Raw genomic sequence first — 23,180 nt, 5'->3', positions numbered from 1 at the left:
TATAATCGTTTCATTTGATGAATTCTTTAGCATTTGTGTCAGTTCCTGCCATTCTTCCGGCCGGATTTCTCTGAATTCTCCCGGTTTCAGTCCATCAAGAGTAAGGTTCATGATCCTTACCCGTTTCAGTGTTCGGACTTTGTAGCCGAAATAAGCGCACATTCTTCTGATCTGTCTGTTTAATCCCTGGGTGAGAACAATACGGAAACTGTATTTTCCTGTTTTTTCAACCATACATTTTCGGGTAACCGTATCCAGAATAGGAACGCCCTCTGACATCTGTCGGATAAACTGAGCCGTAACCTCCCGATCTACCGTAACCAGATATTCTTTTTCATGAAAGTTTCCTGCCCGCATAATGCGGTTAACAAGATCGCCCTGATTGGTCAGGAGAAGAAGTCCCTGGGAATCTTTATCCAGTCTGCCTACAGGGTAGACTCTTATAGGATAATGAAGATACTCCGTTACCGTTGTTTCCTGGCGCTGTTTTTTTGTGCTGCACACAATTCCCTCTGGCTTGTAAAAAAGAAGGAGAACCTGTTTTTTTTCTACTGCGACAGGTTTTCCGTCCAGAAAAACCCGGGCATCAGCAGGGATTTTTTCTCCTGTGGAAATGACTTTCCCGTTGACAGTGATCCTTCCGGCATCTGTGTACTGATCTGCCTCCCGTCTGGAGCAGATTCCTGCGCTGCTCAGGTATTTATTAATTCTGATGTTTTCTGTAATTGTTTTTTTGTCCATTGTTTCATTATATTATCTTTCTGATTTATTATCAACAATCAAATAGATGCCAGGGTTGTATTTTTTTGTCGCATATTGTATGATAGGAACAGACAGCATAAAAAGAAGAGGAGGAAATCATATGCCGGGTCGCAACAGGCGGACAAATCTTTTGCTGCTTCTGGTTATGATTCTTATCTGCATAAGCTGTGCTTTTCTGTTTCGTCAGTCAACTGCATATCCTTCAAAGGTGGAAGGCGGAACTGTCCGGTTGTTTGTTTCCCAGGATACCGAAAAAGCAGAAACAGATGACAGCAGCAGTAAAACAGACGTTCCTGAATCTGAGGAAAAGGTTTCACCTGCAGCAGTTCCGACAGTTACACCAGTACCGTTTGAAGTTTCGCCGGAAGCAGAAAAAGGTGTATGGACTTCCAGCGGAAGCAACTGGATGTTTATGGTAGACGGACAGGCACATACAGGCTGGCTTACAGATACAGATGGAAAACGCTATTTTTTTGACGACAGCGGGATTATGAAAACCGGATGGGTGGATGACGGCGGCAAACGCTATTTTATGGATCTGGATGGTATTATGCAGACCGGATTTATTACCACAGAGGGAAAAAGTTATGAACTTCTGGCCGACGGATCCCTGAAAGGATACAAAGCCCCTGAAAAGAAAAAAGACAATAAAAAAGCGTCGGAGCAGACAAAAGCACCGAAAAAAGAAGCCTCCCAAAAAGAGGCTTCCGACTCGCAAAAGAAAGAAACACAAAAGAAAAAATATATCGCCCTGACTTTTGACGATGGACCCAGTTCGTTTACTGACCGGCTTCTGGACTGCCTTGAGGTCAATAACGCCAAGGCCACTTTTTTTATGGTGGGAAAGGAAATTGAATATTTTTCCGATCAGGTGAAAAGGATGGATGCGCTGGGATGCGAGTTGGGAAATCATACATATTCTCATGCAGACCTTACCACACTGGCGCCAGAGGATATGTCAGCTGAGATCGCAGGAGTGGATAATCTTTTGACAGAGCTTACCGGTCATGGAGCTACGGTGGTTCGTCCGCCATATGGTTCCGTCAATTCCTCTGTAAAAGAAACTGTGGGAACTCCTATGATTCTGTGGTCTATTGATACGCTGGACTGGGAGAATCAGAATCCTCAGCAGATTGTGGATACCACACTTTCTCAGGTGGAGGACGGCTCCATTGTTCTGATGCACGATATTTTCAGCACCACTGTGGATGCGGCGGAAATTCTGATTCCTGAATTAAAAAAACAGGGCTATGAAATGGTAACGGTTCATGAACTGGCAAAAAGAAACAGGATCCAGTTAAATGCAGGGACTACATACAGTGATCTGAAAAAGAAATCTTGAAGCACGGAAAAAGAACCTCTTTTTTCGTGTTTCCTATTTCTTCAGAACAATGCCCGGAAATTTGCCTAATTGTGTATGGAAAAGAAAAATCTTTACTTTTATGAATTAATATGATATTATATACTCCGATGATATGTATTTGCGGATATAATTCTGCAGTATATCAGTTTATATGCACCTGTAGCTCAGTGGATAGAGCAGTGGTTTCCGGTACCATGTGCGGGGGTTCGATTCCCTTCAGGTGTGTTTGCGCGGAACTGGGGATGTTCCGGCGCGTTGTAATTTAAGGAGGACAAGAACTTGGAGAATTTCAGGGAATGGTTATCAGATAACCTCCGCTATTTTATGCTTGGCGGTGCTATTCTGGTAATCGTAGCTGTTTTGTTCTTTGGTGTACGTGCCTGTGTCGGAAGCGGGAAGGGTGCTTCTGATAAAGAACAGCAAACAGCTCAGGACAACAGCCAGGGAAATGATCCTTCTTCTCCGGAAGATGATGGGGAGACAAACGACGGAAATAAAGAAGAAGACATGAATCCCTTGGAAAAAGGTGATGCAGATATTACTGCATTCATGCAGAGCTATTACAGGGCTTTAGGGGAAAGAGATATTGCAACGTTAAAAACTCTGGTCAGTGATCTTACTTCAGCAGATGAGAGCAGGATTACGAATGCCAAGGATTATATTGAAGCTTATGAACCGGGCAGTGTCTATACGAAAAAGGGGTTGGATGATAATTCTTATGTAGTATATACCTGTTACAGCTATATTTGCAGTGGAATTGACACACCGGTACCTTCACTGGGGTATGCCTATGTTGTAAAAGACAGTGACGGGAAGTATAAAATTCTGGGTGCGGCAGATCAGAATAAAACAGTTTCTTCTTATATGGAAGATCTTTTGAAAGACGAGGATGTACAGAAGCTAAAAGCAGAGGTACAGACTGAATATGATGCGGTACAGCAGAAAGACGAAAGTCTTGCAGCATTCCTGAATGGACTGGGCGAGGATGCGGCAGCTGCAGACCCACAGAATGACAGTGTCATGACAGTTACAGAGGGATGTAATGTCAGGGCGGAATCCAGTGATGAGTCAGAGATTATTGGTGGTCTGGACGAGGGAACTCAGGTTGAAAAAACAGGCCAGGAAGGCGACTGGATCCAGATTGATTATGAAGGCCAGACTGGATATGTGTACGGTGGTCTTTTAGAGTAAAACTTTAAGGCAAAAAACAGGGTACGGATATTTTCCGTACCCTGTTTTTTGGTTTTTATCTCCAGTCCCATCGGTCGAGAATCGGATTTCTTACAGCGTCTGCTGATTCTCCCAGCCGGTACAGAGCATAGCTTCCGGCTGTTCCCACCTCCCGGTATCCATATAATTCAAGTTCACTTTTCTGCTGCTCATTCGGAATTTTTACAACCAGATAATTACAGGAAAGTCTTTTTCCGGAAGATGCAATATTACGGTAATTAAATACCGGCGCATTGATCTCCAGATAAAGCTGTCTCACTCCTTCACCGGTACCACCGCGTCCCTCTCTATTAAACAGCATATAAATGGACGGATCATACACACGGACGTATGGACCAATATAATTATCTGCTGCCAGAAGAAATTCTGCATCTCCGGCATCCTGTTTTACCATCTCACAGATGGCTGCCACCTCATCGGGTACCTGCTGATAATTGTGGACCAGTTTATAATTTCCCGCCTGACAGATGCCCTTTCCGCATAGCGCCACTACTACTGCTGCTACTGCTACAAGGATAAACTGAATCACTCCTTCTCTTTCCTTCAAAAACTCTGTCATAGCCACTGCAATAACAGGAGCCACAGGAAGAAGCCAGAGAACCCGCCAATATACAAGAGAGCCTATGCATTTCTGGATGATCTTGGCCGTGGGCGGGCAGAAAAACAGAACCAAAACCAGAAAAAGATAAAGTAAAAGATATTTTGTACTTTTCTTCTTTCTCCGGAAGATCACAAGAAAAAGAACAGATGCCAGAAGCAGCCACGGCATCAGGCTGTCGCCCCAGTAGCTCTGCCAGAAATTTACTGACTGTTTTAATATTTCTTTCATCTTCATCCCCCTGTCAGCCCATCAAAATATACACGATTCCCAGCATAATAGAAGGCAGACAGCATAAAAATCCCACACAAATCCGCTTCCAGTCTTTTCTGAGAATCAAGGAAACAATAAAAAAGCAGCCTGTCAGAAGAGGCGCAAGTATCACTCCCATAGAAGACAAAAGACAGCAGCTCACATTGGCAAGCACTAGCAGGATCCAGGATATTTCCTGCTTTTTTTCAAGAAAAAAAGATATGCACAGACAAAGCAGATATGGCAGAAGCACAGAAGCCAAAACTGCTTTTCCCTGCCAGATACGGACCATCTGAAAATTTCCTGCGTTGTAAACAGAATAACCGGCAAAGCTGCAGATACATACTGACAGAAAAAGATAGATTCCCTGTGCTTTCTTTTCTCCGGGAAACCATTTTTTTGCCAGGGTAGCCTGAACCATATATGCCATTGAAAGAAAAACTGCCGGGAATACCATATGCGCCATAACCGCAGGATGAAGCCTGCCGCTCAGCTGGCTTACCACCGCCAGAAAAACAGGAAATGGCGAAAGCACATATCGTCTTGGCAGCGTCCTGTATGCCGTTCCCGTATAGGGATCCACCTCAAAAATAGTATCCGTATAAACGTCTGTTGTAGCAGTTGCCACATAAAAGCAGTCGTCAGCATCCATATGAGCCATCAGTGAACACACTGCTATCTGAAGGAGAATGAGTAATACCGCAATACAGAAATAAAAGGACGGACGTTTTTTTTCTTTCCATGCAGACAGAAAAATATCTTTTCTTTTTCCAAGCACAAAAATCCCCAAAACAGCCAGCGCTATTCCAATGCCTCCCCAGACAGCAGTCAGCACATGGAGAGGCATTTTCAAAACTGTCATTGGCAGAGTAAGGATTTCCATTACGGTAAAAAGCACCAGATATCCGTTCAGAAATATTTCTGAAAACCCGGACTGTTTTTTTCCTGTAAACGGAATTCCGGCAGCGGCCGGTACAAAAACCAGCCAGAATCCTGCCAGAATCAGTTTGAACATCATTCCCATATTATTTCCCCAGCTCTTTCTGAAGAATTCCCATTGCAACTTTTTCTGGTGTGATCGGAAGCTCACGTACCCTGACGCCTGTAGCATTGTATACTGCTGCTGCAATTGCAGGACAAGGAGTGTCGATTACCAGCTCGCCTACAGATTTTGCTCCGAAAGGACCGGTAGGCTCATAACTTCCACAGATCTCCACCTGGATATTTCCAATATCAAGCCGGGAAGGGATCTTGTACTGCATAAAGGAATTATTTCGTACAGCGCCTTTTTCATTATACTGAATATCCTCATAGAGAGCCATTCCGATTCCCTGTACGATTCCACCTTCGGTCTGTACCCGCACCAGATTTGGATTGATGGGTGTTCCGCAGTCCACTACTGCCACATAATCGATCACCTTTGTACTTCCGGTTTCTTTATCTACTTCCACTTCTGCCATTCCTACCATGAAAGGCGGCGGAGACACTGGTGAAGAATAAGTTCTTGTTACCTGCAGCTCCTGAGAATTTCCACAGGTTCCCTGAATCGCAATATCTTTCAGAGAAACCTTATGTTCTTCATCTGTAAATACAAATTCTCCATCAAAATTTACTTCCTCAGGATCTGCCTGCAGCATTTTTGCTCCAAGAGTACAGATTTTACCGCGAAGCTCCTGACATGACTGCACTACTGCCATTCCGGTGGTATAAGTTGTGGCCGAAGCGTAGGAACCGGAATCATATGGGGAAATATCTGTATCTACCCCAAATACAACAATATTATCTATCGAGGTTTCCATGCAGTCAGCCGCCATCTGAGCAAGTATCGTATCACAGCCTGTACCCATATCTGCACAGCCAAGTCCCAGAGTATAAGAACCATCCTCATTCAGCTTCATATCTGCGCCGCCCACATCAATTCCCGCAATAGAGGATCCCTGCATTGCCATAGCAACGCCTACTCCACGAACTTTACCGTTTCCAAGATCTTTACATGGATATTTTTCATCCCAGCCCATCATTTCTTTTGCCCGCTCCATACACTGATCCATGGTACAGCTTTCTGCTATGTCACAGTCACCATATGCAGGAAGCGGTTCTCCCTGAATAGGCATGTTCAGCTCACGGATCTCTACCGGGTCCATTCCTATAATCTCAGCCAGCTCGTTCACTGCTGATTCAACCGCATAAATCCCCTGAGTTGCTCCATATCCACGGTACGCCCCTGCCGCCTGTACGTTGGTATAAACAACGTCATAAGCAAAACGATATGCCTCTGTATGACGATAAAGGGCAATAGATTTATGACCGCTTAATCCAACCGTTGTAGGACTGTGTTCTCCGTATGCGCCTGCATTAGAAAGAGTATAAACATCAATAGCGCGGACAATTCCGTTTTCATCTGCGCCTGCTCTTACGCGGATTTCCATCTCATGACGGGGAGATGAGCAGATCTGTGATTCATAACGGGAGTAAATAATCTTTGACGGACGACCTGTCATCCATGTTACAAATGCAGGATAGATTTCACACACAGAACTCTGTTTTGCGCCAAAACCGCCTCCGATCCTGGGCTTGATCACACGAATCTTTGAGGAAGGAATATCCAGAGCATTTCCCAGAATTCTTCTTACATGAAAAGGAATCTGTGTGGAGGATACTACATTCAGCCTACCGAAATGATCCATATAGCAATATGTCCGGAAAGTTTCCATCATTGCCTGCTGATTTGCTTTTGTATGATAGGTCCGATCCACGGTATATTTACATTCACCGAGGATTTTATCCACATCACCGGATTCTTCCAGACCTGAAGCACAGAGATTTCTCTTATTGTCTGCTCCTACTGGTATTTTTGCCTCCCAGTCTTCCTCCGGATGTACCAGAATATCTGCGTCTTTGGCTTTGTGCATATCAAGAACAGGCTCGTCTACCTGATATTTTACCTTGATCCGTTTCAGAGCCTTATCTACCGCTTCCTCTGTTTCGCCTGCTACGATCGCCACAGCATCACCAACAAATCTCAGTCTGCGGTCAAGAATATAATGATCATACGGACTCAGTTCCGGGTATGTCTGTCCGGCAAGAGTAAAACGCTTTTGCGGAACATCTTTATATGTATAAACAGCGGCAATTCCACTTACCTGACGGGCAGTTCCTGTTTTGATCTCCTCAATCCAGGCATTTGCATGAGGGCTGCGCAAAACTTTGACGATCAGACAGTCTTTCGGAGCCAGATCATCTGTGTACACGGGCTTTCCGGTTACAAGCGCCATGGCGTCTTTTTTTCTTACCGCCCTGCTGACATAGCTCATTCTTCTGCCTCCTTATTCTGTGACTTTTTATGTTCAAGATACTTAAGAATACTTCTTGTCTGTCCCACAAAACCGGAGCATCTGCAGAGATTTCCGGCAAGATACTCTTTCACATCCTCTTCTGAAGGATCCTCAAGCTCCTTTTCCATTGCAAAAACATTCATGATAAATCCCGGATTGCAGAATCCGCACTGCTCAGCACCTTCATCTGCAAGAAATGCGCCAAATTCTTCCGCTTCCTTCTGCATTCCCTCCATGGTCACGATCTTCTTTCCTTCCGCTCTCAACGCCAGCATACTGCAGGAAAGTACAGGTTTTTCATCCATCAGCACAGTACATAACCCACAGTTTGCTGTCTCACAGCCTCTCTTTACACTGTAACAGCCTTTGTCTCTCAGAAAGTCCAGCAGCAATGTGTCCGGCTCAACCTCGTCGTGACGGTAAACTCCATTCAGCCAAAAACTCAGCTTCATATTTTTATCCCTCCTACTGTTTCCCATGCCCGTCTTGTGAGTACCTGCGTAAGAAGCTTTCTGTATTCTTCAGAAGCTCTCATATTTGTTCCCACCGGCACATGCTCTGCGGCATAGCAGGCAAAATCCTGTACTGCCTTTGACTTCTGTTTTCTGGTCATTTCACCAAATCCATTCAGAATCCCCTCCGCATCCTCAACGATCATAGCCCGTCCCGGTCTTGCCCCGATCACAGTTCTCGGCATATCTCCGATCAAAGAAGCCGCACAGGTCAGAACCGGAAAATCTGTTTCAGAGTTTCTCTGGCTTAAATATGCCACTTTAAGCGGTGTTTTTTTTACAATCACAGACTGAAGAATATCCCTGTCCTTTTTCTGTGTTACAAATTCTGTAAGCGGAATCCTTCCTGCCTGATACATATCTACCCAAGTATCCATTGCAAGAAACATAGTTAACACATCAGAAAATCCATATCTTCCGAAAATGCTGCCTCCAACTGTGGCGCAGTTCCGAAACTGCACGCCCACGATATGACGCAGGCTCTCCCTGACCGCCCCTCCTGTAAATTCATTCAAGGCTGCATTTGTTTCCAGATCATGAAGGGTTGTCATACATCCGATCACAAATTCATCTTCCAGTTCCTGAACAGTGTCCAGCCCCAGACCAGACAGATCAATTGCCGTGGAAACGTTTCGGGTTCCCATTTTCAGCCATACCATACCACCAAGCACGCAGGCTGATTTTTTCTGATTCAGCTCATAAGCTTCTGCAATACTATTTACTCTTTCATAGCTTTTAATCTTTAGCATATGAATTTCCTTTCTTATTATAAAGTATATCTGCTGCAAAAACAAAAAAATGTTGATGCCCTTCTTTCTGTGAACAGTAATAATGGGCATACTTATTTTAAGTTTAACAGGTGTATTCCAAAAAATCCAGTAAAAATTTCAGTTTCCTTCACTATGTTTTTATAAGTTGGCAAGCAAAAGGAGCGATGCATGGAAGTGATAATTTTATAAAAATAAGTTGTCATGGTTTTATTTTGGGAATTATTGCTTCATGTCTGAAAACAGGAATCGCTTTACTTATATTTGAATACTTTAATGGAAATGCAAAATATAATGCAATATAGCAAAACTTTTACTATGTTAAGTATGATTGTGGTTGTAATATTTTTTATAGGATTATAGTTTATATTAAAAAAAGTAGTAATGAATGTAATCATAATTCATAAATACTTTATAGCTACATATAAAAACGATATGGTGTTGTCAATATATTTCATACCTATGCACACTAAGCAGTCAGTCTTAAGATTGACTGCTAAAAAGACATCATTTAAGTGTAATGATGTCCTTTAGCGGTTATTTTATAGTCATATCAAGATTCATTCGTGGTAAAATATGTGTTTTTCTATACATCTAAGCACTTAAAAGCGAAGTACTTATAAAGACAATGGAAAATCAGATATAAAATTTATGTGTAGTTCCATATGTTCTATCGGTTATTTATAGCCGTCACAAGAGCGTCAACAGAAGCGTGGATAATATCCGAATTTACACCGGCTCCCCAGGAAAGGCTGCCGTCCGGTTTCTGAATTCCCACATATGCAATAGCTTTGGAACTGGAGCTCTGCTCCAACGCATGCTCCTGATACGTAACAAGATTAAACTTAAGCTCATATGCCTTTTTCAGAGCATTGCTAACTGCATTCAGTCGTCCGTTTCCGGAAGCTTCTGTGGTAATTTTTCTTCCATTAAAGCTGGAAGTTACCTGAGCAACAAAACCTCCGTCTTTTTGCCGGAAATGGACCTCATCCACACGATACGGCTCCACTACATTTTCAAAAGTCTTTTTAAAGAGACTGAAAATTTCTTCCGGATGCAGTTCTTTATGACTGTGGTCAGAAACAGCTTTGGCAGCATATCCCATTGCCTCCCGCATTTTTGCCGGAAGGTTCAGACCATACTGCGTTTCCAGAATATAACCTACACCGCCTTTTCCGGACTGGCTGTTAATGCGTATCACATCTGCATCATAATTTCTTCCTACATCTGTAGGATCAATAGGAAGATAAGGAACCGTCCAGTGACCCGGATCTTTTTTCTCTCTCCAGTGCATTCCCTTGGCGATAGCATCCTGATGAGATCCCGAAAAAGCAGCAAACACAAGCGCTCCACTGTACGGGCTTCTTTCATCCACTTTCATTCCTGTGCATTTTTCATAAATCTCACAGATACCCGGCATATCAGAAAAATCAAGTCCCGGATCTACCCCCTGAGAATACATGTTCATTGCAAGAGTTACAATATCTACGTTGCCTGTACGTTCTCCGTTTCCAAACAGAGTTCCCTCCACTCTGTCAGCCCCTGCCAGAAGTCCCATCTCTGCATCAGCCACGCCGCAGCCTCTGTCATTATGGGGATGTTGGGAAAGAATCACATGTTCCCGGTATTTCATATGAGTGCTCATGTATTCAATCTGGCTTGCATACACATGAGGCATGGAAAGCTGTACGGTTACCGGAAGATTGATAATACATTTATTTTCTGCTGTTGGTTTCCATATATCCAGAACTGCATTGCAGACTTCAAGAGCATATTCCGGCTCTGTACCCGTAAAACTTTCCGGACTGTACTCAAACTGGAAATTGCCTTCTGTTTCTTTAGCCAGCTCTTTTAAAAGCTGTGCACCCTCTACCGCAATACGGATAATCTCCTCTTTTGACTTTTTAAATACCTGTTCTCTCTGCGCCACAGAAGTGGAATTATACACATGGATGATTGCTTTTGGTGCTCCTTTGACAGCCTCAAAAGTTTTTCGGATAATGTGCTCTCTTGCCTGAGTCAGAACCTGGATCGTTACATCCTCAGGAATCAGCTTCTGCTCTATCAGAGTTCTGAGAAATGTGTATTCCGTATCAGAAGCTGCCGGAAAACCAACCTCTATTTCCTTAAAACCAATTTTTACAAGAAGCTTAAAAAACTCTATTTTCTGCTCCAGACTCATAGGGATTACAAGAGCCTGATTTCCGTCGCGAAGATCCACACTGCACCAAGACGGAGCTTTTTCCACGTATTCTTTTTGCGCCCACTTTGTGCACTTTTCCGGTGGCATATGGTACTGCCTCTGATATTTTTTTACGTTTTCCATTCTTATTCCCTCCATTTTCGTATCATATTTTTTATGTAAGGCTTCTCTTTGCAGAAAGAACCGATTTTTATTCGCCTTTCAACTTTATTTCTTAACAAAATTTCCCTTCACATACAGTTCTATATCCGATTATCTTCTACAAAAATAAAACAAAAGCATAATGCAATTTTTTCTCAGGCTGTTCCATTCATGTTTTTCAAATGTTTCTGCCAGTATGCAAAACAATACTATTTTACAGAAAACAATATAAATTGTTTATGTATAAAACAAAAAATCTCTCATCTCTACATTTCTGTAAGAGACGAAAGATTCTACTTCCGCGGTACCACTCTTCTTTATGAACAGTTTCATACACTCACAGGATACGGAATCTTCTCTGTGCATCTTTCTATAGAAAATCCTTATATCCCTTCCATATAACGGTGGATTCCGTCTACGCCTACTAATCACTGACTTTTGGGCAGATACTCCAAGGTGAGTTCCATGATTTCCTTCCACTGTCTTCCACCATCCGACAGTTCTCTGTGCTCCGGTTCTCATGTACTATTCCTTATCAACGCATTTACGTATTAAATTGTTATGATGGGTATAGACTAACACATACAATATAATCCTGTCAAGAAAAATCAGAGATTTTTCTATCTCTGATTGCTTTTATGCTGCTATTCACACAATATTATTCTATAAGATATTTTGGCGTTTATATACCAAAGTTCCAAAACACATAAGATAAAATGCCAGCTCTGAAAATGATTTGAAATACATTTTAATCCAGTTAATGCAAGCAATTATTGGTATAAAAAAAGATTCCCGGAACTTCGGAAATCTTTTACTCTTAAATATGAATCGGGGCAACAGGATTTGAACCTGCGACCTCGCGGCCCCCAGCCGCGCGCGCTACCAAGCTACGCCATACCCCGGTATTTGGTATTATACCAAACTGTATATGTTTTTGCAACAATTTTTACAAATTTTTTCGTTATTCATTATAAAAATACCTGCAAAAATAAATGCTACTTCCGCTTCTTTATCCGGATTTCGTTTTTTCCTCTGTGCGGGACAGGGCATCGAAACAACACCTCAGCCCCGCCCTTTTATCTAATAATAAAAATTATTTTAACTTTGTGATTTTATAACGGGAAGTGTATTCTCTACCAGACTGTTATGAGAATATCCGTCATAGCGTTTTTTTCGATTATAAAAGGTTATAGAAGCTTTCCGGTGATCTTTATCAAGACCAATAGTTCCATATGCAATATCCATCGGATCTACCCCATATGCAGGTTCTTTTCCCTTTATAATTTTCACATTAGAGGTATTTGCCTGAGCTTTTTTCAGATAGTAACGAAGCACCGGCTTTTCATAAACCTGATAGGTTCCCAAGGGAATGTTGGAAAGGGTTACTTCCAAAAGCGCATAGCCATTTCCATCTACCTGATATGCATCCCGCATAAAAACAACACAATCTTCATATTTTCTTTTATTTCCCCGAAGATCTGTGCCCTCAATCACAAAAGAAAACGTAGGATTTCCATGCGCCCAGGTAATTTCTGATTCAAGAATCTTTTTAATAATTGTAATCTGTCCTGCTGGAAGCTGAACAGGTTCATTTTTTGCTTCCAATTCCAGGATCTGTCCGTCTTCTGTCAGGTGGATCTCTTTTTCCCACTTGCCCTGATAGCCCTGTGGAGATTTAGTTTCTTTTATCATAAATTTACCCTGATTTTCATCTGTAAGTTCCAGCTCAGAGCAGGTATAATACTGTTCTTTTTCCTCATAGTTAAAGAGAACTGCTTTTTCTTCATACCTTCCAGTATTCCTGTTCCATGCATATGCCTGAAATTCCGCGCCTTCCAGTTTTTCTCCTGTAATGGCATCTTTTTTTCTGATATGTACGGTTCCGTATTTTTTGGGGATTGGTTCATTTTTTACAGAAAACTGTAGCTGTACGTCCTGCTGCATAAGATTAATTTCCTGACTCCATTCTCCCTGATACCCCTCTGGATTCTTTGTTTCTTCTATTCGGAATTTCCCCTGATTACTGTCTGTAATCTTCAGGATACCGCTCTTATAAATTTCCCTTTTCTCATCATATATCAGTGCTGCTCCTTCTTTGTGATAATTTTTTTGTTCATTATTCCATTCATAAATAACGAACTCCGCGCCTTTCAGCAAACCGCCTGTCTCCGAATCCATTTTACGGATTTCCACTATATGCTCTTTAAGAGGCTGATTGGTTACACGATAAGTAAATGTTTTATCAGTACCCGGTTCTGTAAGCACCAGTTCCTGACTCCACCTTCCTGTGTATCCCGGAGGATTTTTTGTTTCCTCTACCTTAAACTTTCCCTGATTTATTTCCGTATAAATAAAGATATCTGAAACATATTTTTTCTGTTCTTCATCGTATTTTAAAAGTTTTCCGTTTTCATAGGTTCCTGAATTTTTATTCCAGGTAAATAAAGTAAATTCTGCTCCATCAAGAGGAATTTCTGTTCCGTCAGCCACTTTTTCAACAGCCACTTTTCCCTTTATATCCGGATCATCTTTTACCGCCACTGTAACTCGTTTTCCTGAAGAAACCGTACAGGATGAAGCAGCAACTGTAATCAGATATCCGGGAGCCGCTGTTTTTTCTTTCACATAGTATTTTCCCGGAACAAGACTGTCAAAAAAGATTTCTCCTTTCTCATTTGTAGTTCCCTCTGCAACCTTTTCATCCTTTGCATAAATGCGTATTCCTCCACTGTACAAATTCTGTCCTGCATACAGAGAATACACTGCATTAGCTACCGGATGACCAGTCTGAGAGCTTGTTTTCTTAAGAAGAATACTCCCAGAAGGCTGAAAAGAAAGGTTTAATTTCAGAATTCCCCTGTCTCCCTGATATACACAGGCCCCAAAATCCTGAATATCCTGACCTGTCTGAACAGAACCGTCTACCATAATATATTTTACAGGTCTCAGTGTCATTTTCCAGGAAAACTGTTTTGTACCTTTTGACCTTTCAGGAAATACCAGTTTAAAACAGTATCCGTTTTTCATTTTTACACTTTTTCCCTTTGCCAGACAGTTGGGACGATCAGGTTTTTCTTTTGCCGCACTTTCACTGGTCCAATAGGCAAGCTGCCATGTATCATTGGTTCCTCTGGAGATTGTCAATCCGTTTCCGGCTTTTCCTGTATCTATTACTGTACACAAAGGTGAAATCTGAAATCCGTCTTTAAATGTTGACTCTAGCCAGCCAAATCCAGAGGACGGTTTCGTCCGGTACAATGTCATACCAATATTCAGAGGATTGGCGGTAACTGTATTACCGCTGGTATTGACTGATTTAAGCTTTACTGCACTTCGGTTGGGGATAGTGAGACTTTTCAGTTTATCAATAAAGCGAATCAGTCCCACATGCTTAATCTGAGCTTCTGTTGCGCCATTCACATCATTAGCATATACTTTGGAAAGCGCCTGATGCGTAAATACATATCTGTTCTGCCATTTTGACCAGTTCACATGAGAACAGCTGGGATCGTAACTGTCACAGATGTCTCCCGGTCCTCCATATCCAAAATAAAGAATTTTCCTGAGAGTCGAATTGGAAAAAAATTTTATTGCGTCCGGTTTCAGATCCACATTTCCGTCAATTCCCATTTTAGATGCCTTCATGCAGTAGAGAGGTGATCTTGTCACTGCCCCATCTGAATCAACATACTCTATATAACGCAATCGGGCATGAATAGGAGAGTTTGAAGTCCATACTTCATCACAGTTTACAATTATAGAGGTAGAAATAAGTTTGTACCTGTTCGGAGCAAGCAAAGCTGACGCATCCTCCTGTGATATCAGTTCTGTTTCTCCAATATCTGTAAGAGAAGCCGGGGCAAATCCCACAATCTCTCCTTCTTCAATTTCTCTGATCAGTTGCTCATCTTCCGGTGTATCTCCAAAAAGGCTGTCTACATTATCCGGAGTAAGAATGGTTCCTGTGAATTCTTCCGGAACCTCTTGCTGCTCTGTATGTGGATTTTCCCCATCAAAATCTTCAGGATAAAAATTTTCTGAATTCTCCGGAACTTCTTCCGGGTGCATTTCATCCTGCATCTCTTCTCCCGTATCTTCCTCAATCTCAATTTCAGGTTCTTCTGATTCCGGCTCTTGAAAATCCTCTTCTTTATTTTGTTCCTGTTCCACTGTCCCGTTGTATTCTTCTTCCGGAATACCCATGCTTCCTGCTGGCGAAGACAGTCCCATAACTGCTGCCAGCAAAAAGCTGACTACTGTTTTTTTCATTTTCTCCGTCCTCCTTTCCTGCAGATAAACACTGTCAGGATCACAGTTCCGGAACTCAAAAGAAGCATGAATACTGCCTCCGGTTGTGAGAAATCTCCTGTTTTTACAGAAGATGTTTTTTGTGCTTTTTTATGATCTGCTGTTTGGTCTTTTCCTGATCCGGTTGCCTTTTCAGGCATTTCATTTACTGTAAAGATCCACTGTACTTCTGCGTCCCTCAATGCATAAGAATTATCCCATTCTGAGGGTACTGAAAGAGAAAACTTCAGTTTTCCTTTTTCATCCGGAGAAAATTTTCCAAGAGAGTGATTTTTATTAAGTCCGGGAGAATCCAGGGTTCCCTCATACAGTCTCTCATCATCCATATCTACTGTAAGCTTTACTCCTTTCAAAAGCTCTGTCTGACTGCGATTCTGCCCTTCCACTGCTGTTCGGAAAAAAATCTCCGCTTCCTGATCTGTCGTATTGGAAACTGTAACCGTATCCTGAAATTCATCTCCCGGCATGGCAGTTCCCATATTCACGAAAAAGTCACCGGGCACAGATAAAAGCTTATGAGCCTGTCCGTTAAACTCCACTGACAATTTTGTTTTTTCCTTTCTGCAGACAGTTGTTCCATTCTCTTCATGGACACAAAGCTGTATCTCCTGATTTCCCCATGGTGACATTGCTTTAAAATCCGGGTTAAAATTTGCCGCCTGAATTGCTTCTGCCTGAACAGCAATTCCAAGCTCCTGCCCGGTATGCTCTTCTGTCCATGTTTTCGGAACCGTTACCTCTTCAAAAAGATCTACACTGTCTTTTCGCTTTAGAATACCTGTATAGTAATAATACTCACCTCTCCGAACCCACTTTTTGGAGATTCCGGATATGTTTTTATCGCTAAATCCTTCCAGCTTCTCTCTGTCATTTTTATAAGTGATCCGCGCACGTACCCAACAGGGACTTGCATAATTGGTGATTCTTGGAATTTTTGATATAACATCTCCCGGAACCACTGACTTTGGTCCGGTAAAAGATACCTCTGTGCTTCCTTTCTTTTCATATTCCTTCAGCCCGATATTAACATCTCCTGTGGAAATATGGTTTTTTACTTTTAAGGTATCTGAAAAATATCCATAAGTCCCGGTTCCTGCCAGAAAAGCGGCTGCTGTTAAAACTGCAGCTGCTTTGATCAGTTTTTTCATCTGCACCACCTCCCTTTCAGACCGGAGAACCATAATATTCCCAGGCTTTTTCATAGTCAGAAAAGCCCGCCGACTGAACAGACTCCTCATATACCTGTATTTTAAATTCAGGCAGAAGATCCAGATAGGTATCATCCAGCCTGGATGAGTCTATGGAAACTCCTGTAAACAAAGGTGTAGTGGTTTCTCCTTCTTTTAAAATATGGCGGTAATAATAATAACCGTCTTTTTTATGAATCCAGTTATCTGTATCCAGATTTTTCAGAACCACTGCTCTTCCGATATCATCATTGGAATATCCCAGAGAAATCCGTACAAAACAGTCTGTATTAAATCCTTCTTCCCCTGACGCTGTATTAGATACCCATACTTTTTTCTTATATTCCGGATTTTTATCAATCGGAGTGGGAGTTATATCCGGAAATTCTTCCTCTATATCTGTTGTATTATGTCCTGCTGCCACGGTATTCTCAGCTTTATCAAAAGAAGTCAGATATGCAGCAGTGCCTCCGATTCCCAGTACTGCTGCCAGCACCAGGATCACCCCTGTAAGTTTTTTCCTTCCGGTCATTTCTCGTATCTGGCCTCCTTTTTGTTATCGCGATCATGTTGTCACCTGACCTTCCTGTTCTTTATTCTGATTTACATATTTTTTATATGCCTCTTTTGCCTGTTCCGGAATACTGTTCTTATCGCCTCCTGTATAGGAGCTCTGAATTGCATATGCTCTTACAGGGATACTGATCTGCTGTGTGTCCAGCTGTCCTTCAATGATGTTCAGGAATTTCACCGTGTCAAACAACGGCTCCGTGGTCTGCTCCGGCTTCAGTATTTTATCGTATGCATATACATAAACAGATGCAGTGTCTTTTTTCTTTTTGTCGATTAATGACCAGTTTTCCTTTGCTGTAAATGTAAACAGTTCCTGCATTTTTTTGTTCAGCCGGTTGCCTTCCTCATCTGATGCCATTACATCCGCCATAGGAACTGTTACTTCCATATATACAAAGGCATCATTGACTCCTGTATTCTGAATCTGCGGATCCTTTTTTATTTCTTTTCCCGGTTCAATTTTTGTATGTTCTTCCGGTTTCCATCCTGGCTCTTCCAGTTCGATTTCTACTTTTCCTACTGTAAACCGATTATCAACCTTGTCGTAATCTGTCAGATACGCAGAAACTCCCCCAAGGACAGTCAGACACAAAGCACCTGTTAAAAATATTGCTTTACTTTTATTTCCTACTGATTTTTTCATATTTTTTGTTTTTGCAGAATTGCCTGCATACTCCTTTCCATTGCATTCCAAGAAAAAACAATTCCTGTATGAGCATAAGACTTATAAGTCCAAATATGGGCTTTTTCTGTAAAAATGCTGCCACATATCCCAGAACCGGAATAAAAAATACTACCGTACCCACAATCTGTTCCTGCATAACAGGAGCCGCATCCTCACCTTCATTGGCATCGCCTCTGGTAATATAAGCAGAATCCCTTTTATCCGTAACTCTGTGAGTGACCAGCATATCGCCCAGACGATATGTAATAATATCTCCAATTCCCGGCACATTCTTTTTTGTATCTGTAAAAATGATTCCGCCGGTTTTCAGCGCCGGTTCCATGGAACCGGACAGTACTATATTTACAGAAAACCTTTTAAAGACAGCAGGAAGTAAAAATACTCCGGCAATAACTGCCAGTAAAAATCTTCCTGCATACTCTCTTTTTTTCATATGCTCACCCTTTCCTGTCTGATCAAATAAAACAGTTCCGGTTTCCTTTGGCGGAGCTCTGCCCCGCAGATGCTTTTTCATAAATCACGCCCGCTTTCTCCTTCATTAAAAGAGGTTTGATGAAATGAAATGTTGTGAATTGAAATTTAAGAATAAAAAAGAATTGAATGACACCTGAAGATAAACAGAAAAGTATGATCTGCTCTGAAGATCCCCCATAAGGAGAAAGCGGCGTATTCTTTTATATAAGACCAAGGAAATATATTTTCCTCAACCTTCGTGATAAATAAAAACACTGTACGGGAAGAATAAAGTCTGTCCCTGTCTGTGTATATCCAAATAATCTGTTTATGGAATTTCCCCTACCCTCAGAAGAAGGTGGTGCAGGAAGATGTTCCTGCTTGTTAAGATGATTTTATTTTAGTCCTGCCGATACAAAAAGTCAACGAAATTCGTTCGTCAAATTCTGCCTGTAAAATATGACATTTTTTTCTTATCCCATACTGTCAGCTGCCCTATCATAGTTTCTTAAGTTGAATGATGTCCCGTATGAATCGCAGTATTTTCCTTTTTAATTTTCACCATTTCCGTTTTTTTGTGAAATGCCCTGCATATACAAAAAAAGACTCTCCCTCCCGAAAAAATTTCACCCTGTATTTTATGGCAGCACAGCCAGGAACTGAAAGTTAATTTTCCTCAGGAAACCGCTATTATCCTTACACAGTCCTCAGCCATAATGACTTTATAACTTCTGATATCCTCTTAGAATCACTATTATAAAAATGAGATATACAGATAAAAAGTTTATCAATTATACAGTAAAAAATCAGCTTCCAAAATCTATACAGATCCGGAAGCTGCAATATTTTTATTTTTCAGTTTTTTCATTAATATAGTTGATAAGGCCTCCTGCCTGAATGATCCTCTGCATAAATTCAGGAAATGCCTGACCCTGGAATTCTGTTCCCCTGGTACGATTATAAATAATCCCTGAGTCAAAATCCACTTCGACCAAATCCCCATCCTCAATTCCTCTGCCAGCCTCAGGACATTCGATAATAGGAAGCCCGATATTAATAGCATTGCGATAAAAAATCCTTGCAAAAGTCTCTGCGATCACACAACTGACTCCTGCCGCCTTAATGGCAATGGGAGCATGCTCTCTGGAGGAACCACAACCAAAATTTTTATCCGCTACAATAATATCGCCCCTGCTTACCTTATTTACAAACTCCCTATCTATATCCTCCATACAGTGTGATGCCAGCTCTTCCGGATCTGAGGAATTCAGATAGCGTGCAGGAATGATCACATCTGTATCTACATTATCTCCATATTTAAAAACTCTGCCTTTTGCCTGCATTCTTATTTCTCCTTATAATCCAAGTTCTTCCGGTGCGGAAATCTTTCCTGTGACTGCACTTGCCGCAGCCACAGCCGGACTTGCCAGATAAATCTCAGACTCCACATGTCCCATGCGTCCTACAAAATTTCGATTAGTAGTAGAAATACATCGCTCTCCTGCTGCCAGGATACCCATGTATCCTCCAAGACAGGGACCACAGGTTGGAGTGCTGATCACTGCGCCTGCCTCAATAAAGATTTTCAGGAGTCCTTCTTCCATTGCCTGAAGATAAACAGACTGTGTTGCAGGAATGATAATGCAGCGCACACCCTTTTTTACTTTGCGTCCTTTCAGAATCTCTGCTGCTGTTCTGAGATCCTCGATCCGGCCATTGGTACAGGAGCCAATCACTGCCTGATCAATTATGATCTCCTCGCCGATCTCATTGATCGTCTTTGTATTTTCCAGAAGATGTGGAAAAGCTACTGTAGGTTCCAATTCACTAAGATCAATAGTATACTCTGCTTCATATACAGCATCTTCATCAGCCTCATATATCTGATAAGGTCTCACAGAATGTTCCTTCATATAAGCTTCCGTCTGCCCGTCCACAGGGAAAATACCATTTTTTCCGCCTGCTTCGATCGCCATATTTGCAATGGTAAAGCGGTCGTCCATACTGAGATTTCTGATTCCGTCCCCTGTAAATTCCATGGATTTATACAAAGCTCCATCCACACCGATCATTCCGATCATATGCAGGATCACATCTTTACCACTGACCCACTTTTTCGGTTTTCCTGTCAGATTGAACCGAATAGCTGACGGAACCTTAAACCAGGCTTTGCCTGTAACCATTGCAGCTGCCATATCCGTACTTCCAACGCCTGTGGAAAATGCTCCGAGAGCGCCGTATGTACAGGTATGAGAATCTGCTCCTATAATCACATCACCAGCCACTGTCAGACCTTTTTCCGGAAGAAGCGCGTGTTCGATTCCCATTTCTCCCACATCAAAATAATTACTGATCTCATGCCTGCTGGCAAACTCTCTCACACATTTGCAGTGTTCTGCTGATTTGATATCCTTATTTGGGATAAAATGATCCATAACAAGAGCAATCTTATCTTTATGAAACACGGTATCTGCTTTCATTTTATCCATTTCATGGATTGCCACCGGAGATGTGATATCATTGCCAAGAACCAGATCCAGATCTGCCTCAATAAGCTGTCCGGCCTCCACACGGTCCAAACCTGCATGCGCAGCCAGAATCTTCTGTGTCATTGTCATTCCCATAATTCATATCCTCCCTGTAAATTCATACAGCCTTTTATAAAAACCGCAGATCATGTTCTTTTTATGATGTCATTTTATCACAGGATCTGATATAATACAAATACATATTATTCATACTTATTATACTATATAGTTATATTAGGAGGGCTTATTATGCAGGAAAATTTATCCCTTTATCATATTTTTTATGTTACAGGAAAAACAGGCAGTATATCTGGAGCCGCAAAGGAACTGTACATCAGCCAGCCCGCTGTAAGCCGCGCTGTTCAGAAGCTTGAACACAATCTTGACACTCAGCTTTTTAAAAGAAATTCCAGAGGAGTCACCCTTACCTCTGATGGAAAAACTCTTTTGGAAAAAATACAGACCGCCTTTGAGCTTATTGATGAAGGAGAGCGTTCCATTCTCCATAACCGTTCCCGAAATGTTCCTCAGCTCCGTATTGGAACCAGCACTACGCTCTGCCGGTATGTTCTGCTTCCGAAGCTGAAACCTTATATATCGTCTCATCCCCAGGTACGCATCAATATTTCCTGCCAGTCTACCTATCAGACGCTGAAGCTTCTTGATGAAGAAAAAATTGACATAGGGCTGATCGGCAGGCCCCACAATCTTCATGGGTATTATTTCCGCCCAGTTATGACAGTCAGCGATACCTTCGTGTCTACCGGACAGTATTTAAAAAATCTGCATAAGCTCTACCCTGGTGAGCCTCTTTGTCACAATGCAGTATTTATGATGCTTGACGAAGAAAATATCTCACGCCAGACTATAAATTCCAGAATGAGGGAACATCATATGGAACCAACTCATATTCTGGAAGTTTCCACTATGGATCTTTTAATTCGGTTTGCTGAAACAGGACTGGGGATCGCAGGTGTTATCCGTCAGTTTGTGGAACCGGAGCTGAACAATGGTACCCTCTGCGAAATTCCTCTGGAATTTGATTTCCCGGATCGGGAAATCGGTTTTGTGTGCAGAAAAAAAGACAGAGGACTTCCCCTGCTTCAATACTTTTTCCCCGATATTTGAAAATCCCGCCCCAAAACTTGACACAAAACCTTAAAAGGACAGGAAACTTCTCATTTCCTGTCCTCCGGTATACTTCATTTTAGTTGTTGATCAGCTTATCCTCGCCATTCCAGCTGTAAAGCTTACGGATCTCTTCACCGACTTTTTCAGATTCATGCTCTGCGGCAAGCTTTCTCATTGCCTTAAAGTGAACCTGTCCTCCTGCAGAAGACATATCCAAAAGGAAGTCTTTTGCAAAAGTACCGTCCTGAATATCAGCAAGAATCTTCTTCATTGCCTTCTTGGTATCTTCTGTAATGATCTTTGGTCCTGTAATATAATCGCCATATTCAGCAGTATTAGAAATAGAATATCTCATTCCTGCAAATCCGGACTGATAGATCAGATCCACGATCAGCTTCATCTCATGGATACATTCAAAATACGCATTTCTCGGATCATATCCTGCCTCACAGAGAGTTTCAAAACCAGCCTGCATCAGCGCGCACACACCACCGCAGAGAACTGCCTGCTCGCCAAAAAGATCTGTTTCTGTTTCTGTACGGAAGGTTGTTTCCAGAACACCTGCTCTTGCTCCGCCGATTCCAAGGGCATAAGCAAGCGCCATGTCAAGAGCTTTTCCTGTTGCATCCTGCTGAACCGCTACCAGACACGGAACTCCTTTTCCTGCCTGATACTCACTTCTTACAGTATGTCCCGGTCCCTTCGGAGCGATCATAGTAACGTCTACATTCTTCGGAGGCACAATACATCCATAATGGATATTAAATCCATGGGCAAACATCAGCATATTGCCTTCCTCAAGATTCGGTTCAATATCATTTTTATAAAGAGCAGCCTGCTTCTCATCGTTGATCAGGATCATAATAATGTCTGCTTTTTTTGCAGCCTCTGCCGCTGTATATACTTCAAATCCCTGCTCTTCTGCCTTTTTCCAGGATCTGCTTCCCTCATACAGACCAATGATAACATGGCATCCTGACTCCTTTAAATTCAGCGCATGAGCATGTCCCTGGCTACCGTAACCGATAATCGCAATGGTCTTACCGTCCAGTAAACTTAAATTACAGTCTTCCTGATAAAAAATCCTGTTTGCCATTTTCATTTCCTCCTAAGTTTTTATAAATTTTTTCATAATATATCGTCAAGGGATTC

General features: G+C 42.0%; 17 protein-coding genes, 2 tRNA genes, 1 pseudogene and 1 other annotated feature. Of the genes and pseudogenes, 4 read left to right on the top strand and 16 right to left on the bottom strand.

Annotated elements, in window-relative coordinates; all coding sequences use genetic code 11:
• Nucleotides 1–75: 75 nt before the first annotated feature.
• A pseudogene (locus tag LU279_RS07585) lies at nt 76–741 on the bottom strand (pseudouridine synthase); the annotation flags it as partial.
• A 121-nt stretch (nt 742–862) separates the two neighbouring features.
• On the opposite strand from LU279_RS07585, the gene LU279_RS07580 reads away from it, so the two are divergent.
• The 3 genes from LU279_RS07580 (at nt 863) to LU279_RS07570 (ending at nt 3,316) form a co-directional block, all read left to right on the top strand.
• Entirely contained in the window at nt 863–2,104 is a 1,242-nt protein-coding gene (locus tag LU279_RS07580) for a polysaccharide deacetylase family protein (protein ID WP_274421972.1), read from the top strand.
• 174 nt (nt 2,105–2,278) lie between these two features.
• A tRNA-Arg gene (locus LU279_RS07575) sits at nt 2,279–2,350 on the top strand.
• A gap of 54 nt (nt 2,351–2,404) precedes the next feature.
• Nucleotides 2,405–3,316: an SH3 domain-containing protein gene (locus LU279_RS07570; protein WP_274421971.1), complete on the top strand. Its 912-nt coding sequence runs from the start codon at nt 2,405–2,407 to the stop codon at nt 3,314–3,316.
• 55 nt (nt 3,317–3,371) lie between these two features.
• Here the strand turns inward: LU279_RS07570 and LU279_RS07565 are convergent, their stop codons facing one another.
• The 14 genes from LU279_RS07565 to leuC all read right to left on the bottom strand — a co-directional run bounded on the left by LU279_RS07565 (nt 3,372) and on the right by leuC (nt 20,993).
• Complete coding sequence (locus LU279_RS07565; RefSeq protein ID WP_274421970.1) at nt 3,372–4,184, bottom strand: hypothetical protein; 813 nt, start codon at nt 4,182–4,184, stop codon at nt 3,372–3,374.
• A gap of 13 nt (nt 4,185–4,197) precedes the next feature.
• Nucleotides 4,198–5,229 carry a DUF6077 domain-containing protein gene (locus LU279_RS07560; RefSeq protein WP_274421969.1) on the bottom strand — a complete coding sequence of 344 codons (1,032 nt, stop codon included), beginning with the start codon at nt 5,227–5,229 and terminating at the stop codon, nt 4,198–4,200.
• 1 nt (nt 5,230) lies between these two features.
• Nucleotides 5,231–7,519, bottom strand: a complete 2,289-nt coding sequence (locus LU279_RS07555; protein ID WP_274421968.1) for a xanthine dehydrogenase family protein molybdopterin-binding subunit — start codon at nt 7,517–7,519, stop codon at nt 5,231–5,233.
• Nucleotides 7,516–7,992 (bottom strand): (2Fe-2S)-binding protein, encoded by a 477-nt coding sequence (locus tag LU279_RS07550; RefSeq protein WP_274421967.1) that lies wholly within the window; start codon nt 7,990–7,992, stop codon nt 7,516–7,518. Before LU279_RS07550 ends, LU279_RS07555 begins: the two co-directional genes overlap by 4 nt.
• Nucleotides 7,989–8,801 carry an FAD binding domain-containing protein gene (locus tag LU279_RS07545; protein WP_274421966.1) on the bottom strand — a complete coding sequence of 271 codons (813 nt, stop codon included), beginning with the start codon at nt 8,799–8,801 and terminating at the stop codon, nt 7,989–7,991. The genes LU279_RS07550 and LU279_RS07545 overlap by 4 nt, the downstream gene beginning before the upstream one ends.
• Nucleotides 8,802–9,489: 688 nt before the next feature.
• A complete protein-coding gene (locus tag LU279_RS07540) occupies nt 9,490–11,145 on the bottom strand; it encodes a 2-isopropylmalate synthase (RefSeq protein WP_274421965.1) in 1,656 nt (551 codons plus the stop codon).
• Nucleotides 11,146–11,439: 294 nt separating this feature from the next.
• Nucleotides 11,440–11,711 (bottom strand) — a binding site (T-box leader).
• Between the two features lie 280 nt (nt 11,712–11,991).
• Nucleotides 11,992–12,065 (bottom strand) — tRNA-Pro (locus tag LU279_RS07535).
• A gap of 196 nt (nt 12,066–12,261) precedes the next feature.
• Nucleotides 12,262–15,432 carry a SpaA isopeptide-forming pilin-related protein gene (locus tag LU279_RS07530; protein ID WP_274421964.1) on the bottom strand — a complete coding sequence of 1,057 codons (3,171 nt, stop codon included), beginning with the start codon at nt 15,430–15,432 and terminating at the stop codon, nt 12,262–12,264.
• On the bottom strand, nt 15,429–16,619 hold the full coding sequence (locus LU279_RS07525; RefSeq protein WP_274421963.1) for a SipW-dependent-type signal peptide-containing protein: 1,191 nt from the start codon (nt 16,617–16,619) through the stop codon (nt 15,429–15,431). The genes LU279_RS07530 and LU279_RS07525 overlap by 4 nt, the downstream gene beginning before the upstream one ends.
• A 16-nt stretch (nt 16,620–16,635) precedes the next feature.
• Nucleotides 16,636–17,190, bottom strand: coding sequence for a SipW-dependent-type signal peptide-containing protein (locus LU279_RS07520; protein ID WP_274421962.1), 555 nt, complete (start codon nt 17,188–17,190; stop codon nt 16,636–16,638).
• Nucleotides 17,191–17,223: 33 nt separating this feature from the next.
• Nucleotides 17,224–17,874: a TasA family protein gene (locus LU279_RS07515; protein ID WP_274421961.1), complete on the bottom strand. Its 651-nt coding sequence runs from the start codon at nt 17,872–17,874 to the stop codon at nt 17,224–17,226.
• Complete coding sequence (locus tag LU279_RS07510) at nt 17,852–18,430, bottom strand: signal peptidase I (RefSeq protein ID WP_274421960.1); 579 nt, start codon at nt 18,428–18,430, stop codon at nt 17,852–17,854. Before LU279_RS07510 ends, LU279_RS07515 begins: the two co-directional genes overlap by 23 nt.
• Before the next feature lie 787 nt (nt 18,431–19,217).
• The gene (gene leuD / locus LU279_RS07505; RefSeq protein ID WP_274421959.1) at nt 19,218–19,712 is read right to left on the bottom strand and encodes a 3-isopropylmalate dehydratase small subunit; all 495 of its coding nucleotides are present in this window, start codon (nt 19,710–19,712) and stop codon (nt 19,218–19,220) included.
• A gap of 12 nt (nt 19,713–19,724) precedes the next feature.
• The gene (gene leuC / locus LU279_RS07500; protein WP_274421958.1) at nt 19,725–20,993 is read right to left on the bottom strand and encodes a 3-isopropylmalate dehydratase large subunit; all 1,269 of its coding nucleotides are present in this window, start codon (nt 20,991–20,993) and stop codon (nt 19,725–19,727) included.
• Nucleotides 20,994–21,146: 153 nt separating this feature from the next.
• Between leuC and LU279_RS07495 the strand changes: the two genes are divergently transcribed.
• Nucleotides 21,147–22,025, top strand: coding sequence for a LysR family transcriptional regulator (locus LU279_RS07495; protein WP_274421957.1), 879 nt, complete (start codon nt 21,147–21,149; stop codon nt 22,023–22,025).
• A gap of 79 nt (nt 22,026–22,104) precedes the next feature.
• Here the strand turns inward: LU279_RS07495 and ilvC are convergent, their stop codons facing one another.
• Entirely contained in the window at nt 22,105–23,124 is a 1,020-nt protein-coding gene (gene ilvC / locus LU279_RS07490) for a ketol-acid reductoisomerase (RefSeq protein ID WP_274421956.1), read from the bottom strand.
• Between the last annotated feature and the right edge of the window lie 56 nt (nt 23,125–23,180).

Source organism: Blautia sp. XA-2221 (assembly GCF_028767025.1).
Lineage (GTDB): Bacteria > Bacillota > Clostridia > Lachnospirales > Lachnospiraceae > Blautia_A.
Note: the sequence above shows the minus strand (reverse complement) of the source record. Positions and strands in the feature narration are given on the sequence as shown.

Excerpts from the sequence above, each read along its gene's own strand:
- LU279_RS07580 (WP_274421972.1), top strand. The coding sequence starts at position 863 with ATGCCGGGTCGCAACAGGCGGACAAATCTTTTGCTGCTTCTGGTTATG.
- LU279_RS07565 (WP_274421970.1), bottom strand. The coding sequence starts at position 4,184 with ATGAAAGAAATATTAAAACAGTCAGTAAATTTCTGGCAGAGCTACTGG.
- LU279_RS07560 (WP_274421969.1), bottom strand. The coding sequence starts at position 5,229 with ATGGGAATGATGTTCAAACTGATTCTGGCAGGATTCTGGCTGGTTTTT.
- LU279_RS07555 (WP_274421968.1), bottom strand. The coding sequence starts at position 7,519 with ATGAGCTATGTCAGCAGGGCGGTAAGAAAAAAAGACGCCATGGCGCTT.
- LU279_RS07550 (WP_274421967.1), bottom strand. The coding sequence starts at position 7,992 with ATGAAGCTGAGTTTTTGGCTGAATGGAGTTTACCGTCACGACGAGGTT.
- LU279_RS07545 (WP_274421966.1), bottom strand. The coding sequence starts at position 8,801 with ATGCTAAAGATTAAAAGCTATGAAAGAGTAAATAGTATTGCAGAAGCT.
- LU279_RS07540 (WP_274421965.1), bottom strand. The coding sequence starts at position 11,145 with ATGGAAAACGTAAAAAAATATCAGAGGCAGTACCATATGCCACCGGAA.
- LU279_RS07530 (WP_274421964.1), bottom strand. The coding sequence starts at position 15,432 with ATGAAAAAAACAGTAGTCAGCTTTTTGCTGGCAGCAGTTATGGGACTG.
- LU279_RS07525 (WP_274421963.1), bottom strand. The coding sequence starts at position 16,619 with ATGAAAAAACTGATCAAAGCAGCTGCAGTTTTAACAGCAGCCGCTTTT.
- LU279_RS07520 (WP_274421962.1), bottom strand. The coding sequence starts at position 17,190 with ATGACCGGAAGGAAAAAACTTACAGGGGTGATCCTGGTGCTGGCAGCA.
- LU279_RS07515 (WP_274421961.1), bottom strand. The coding sequence starts at position 17,874 with ATGAAAAAATCAGTAGGAAATAAAAGTAAAGCAATATTTTTAACAGGT.
- LU279_RS07510 (WP_274421960.1), bottom strand. The coding sequence starts at position 18,430 with ATGAAAAAGCATCTGCGGGGCAGAGCTCCGCCAAAGGAAACCGGAACT.
- leuD (WP_274421959.1), bottom strand. The coding sequence starts at position 19,712 with ATGCAGGCAAAAGGCAGAGTTTTTAAATATGGAGATAATGTAGATACA.
- leuC (WP_274421958.1), bottom strand. The coding sequence starts at position 20,993 with ATGGGAATGACAATGACACAGAAGATTCTGGCTGCGCATGCAGGTTTG.
- LU279_RS07495 (WP_274421957.1), top strand. The coding sequence starts at position 21,147 with ATGCAGGAAAATTTATCCCTTTATCATATTTTTTATGTTACAGGAAAA.
- ilvC (WP_274421956.1), bottom strand. The coding sequence starts at position 23,124 with ATGGCAAACAGGATTTTTTATCAGGAAGACTGTAATTTAAGTTTACTG.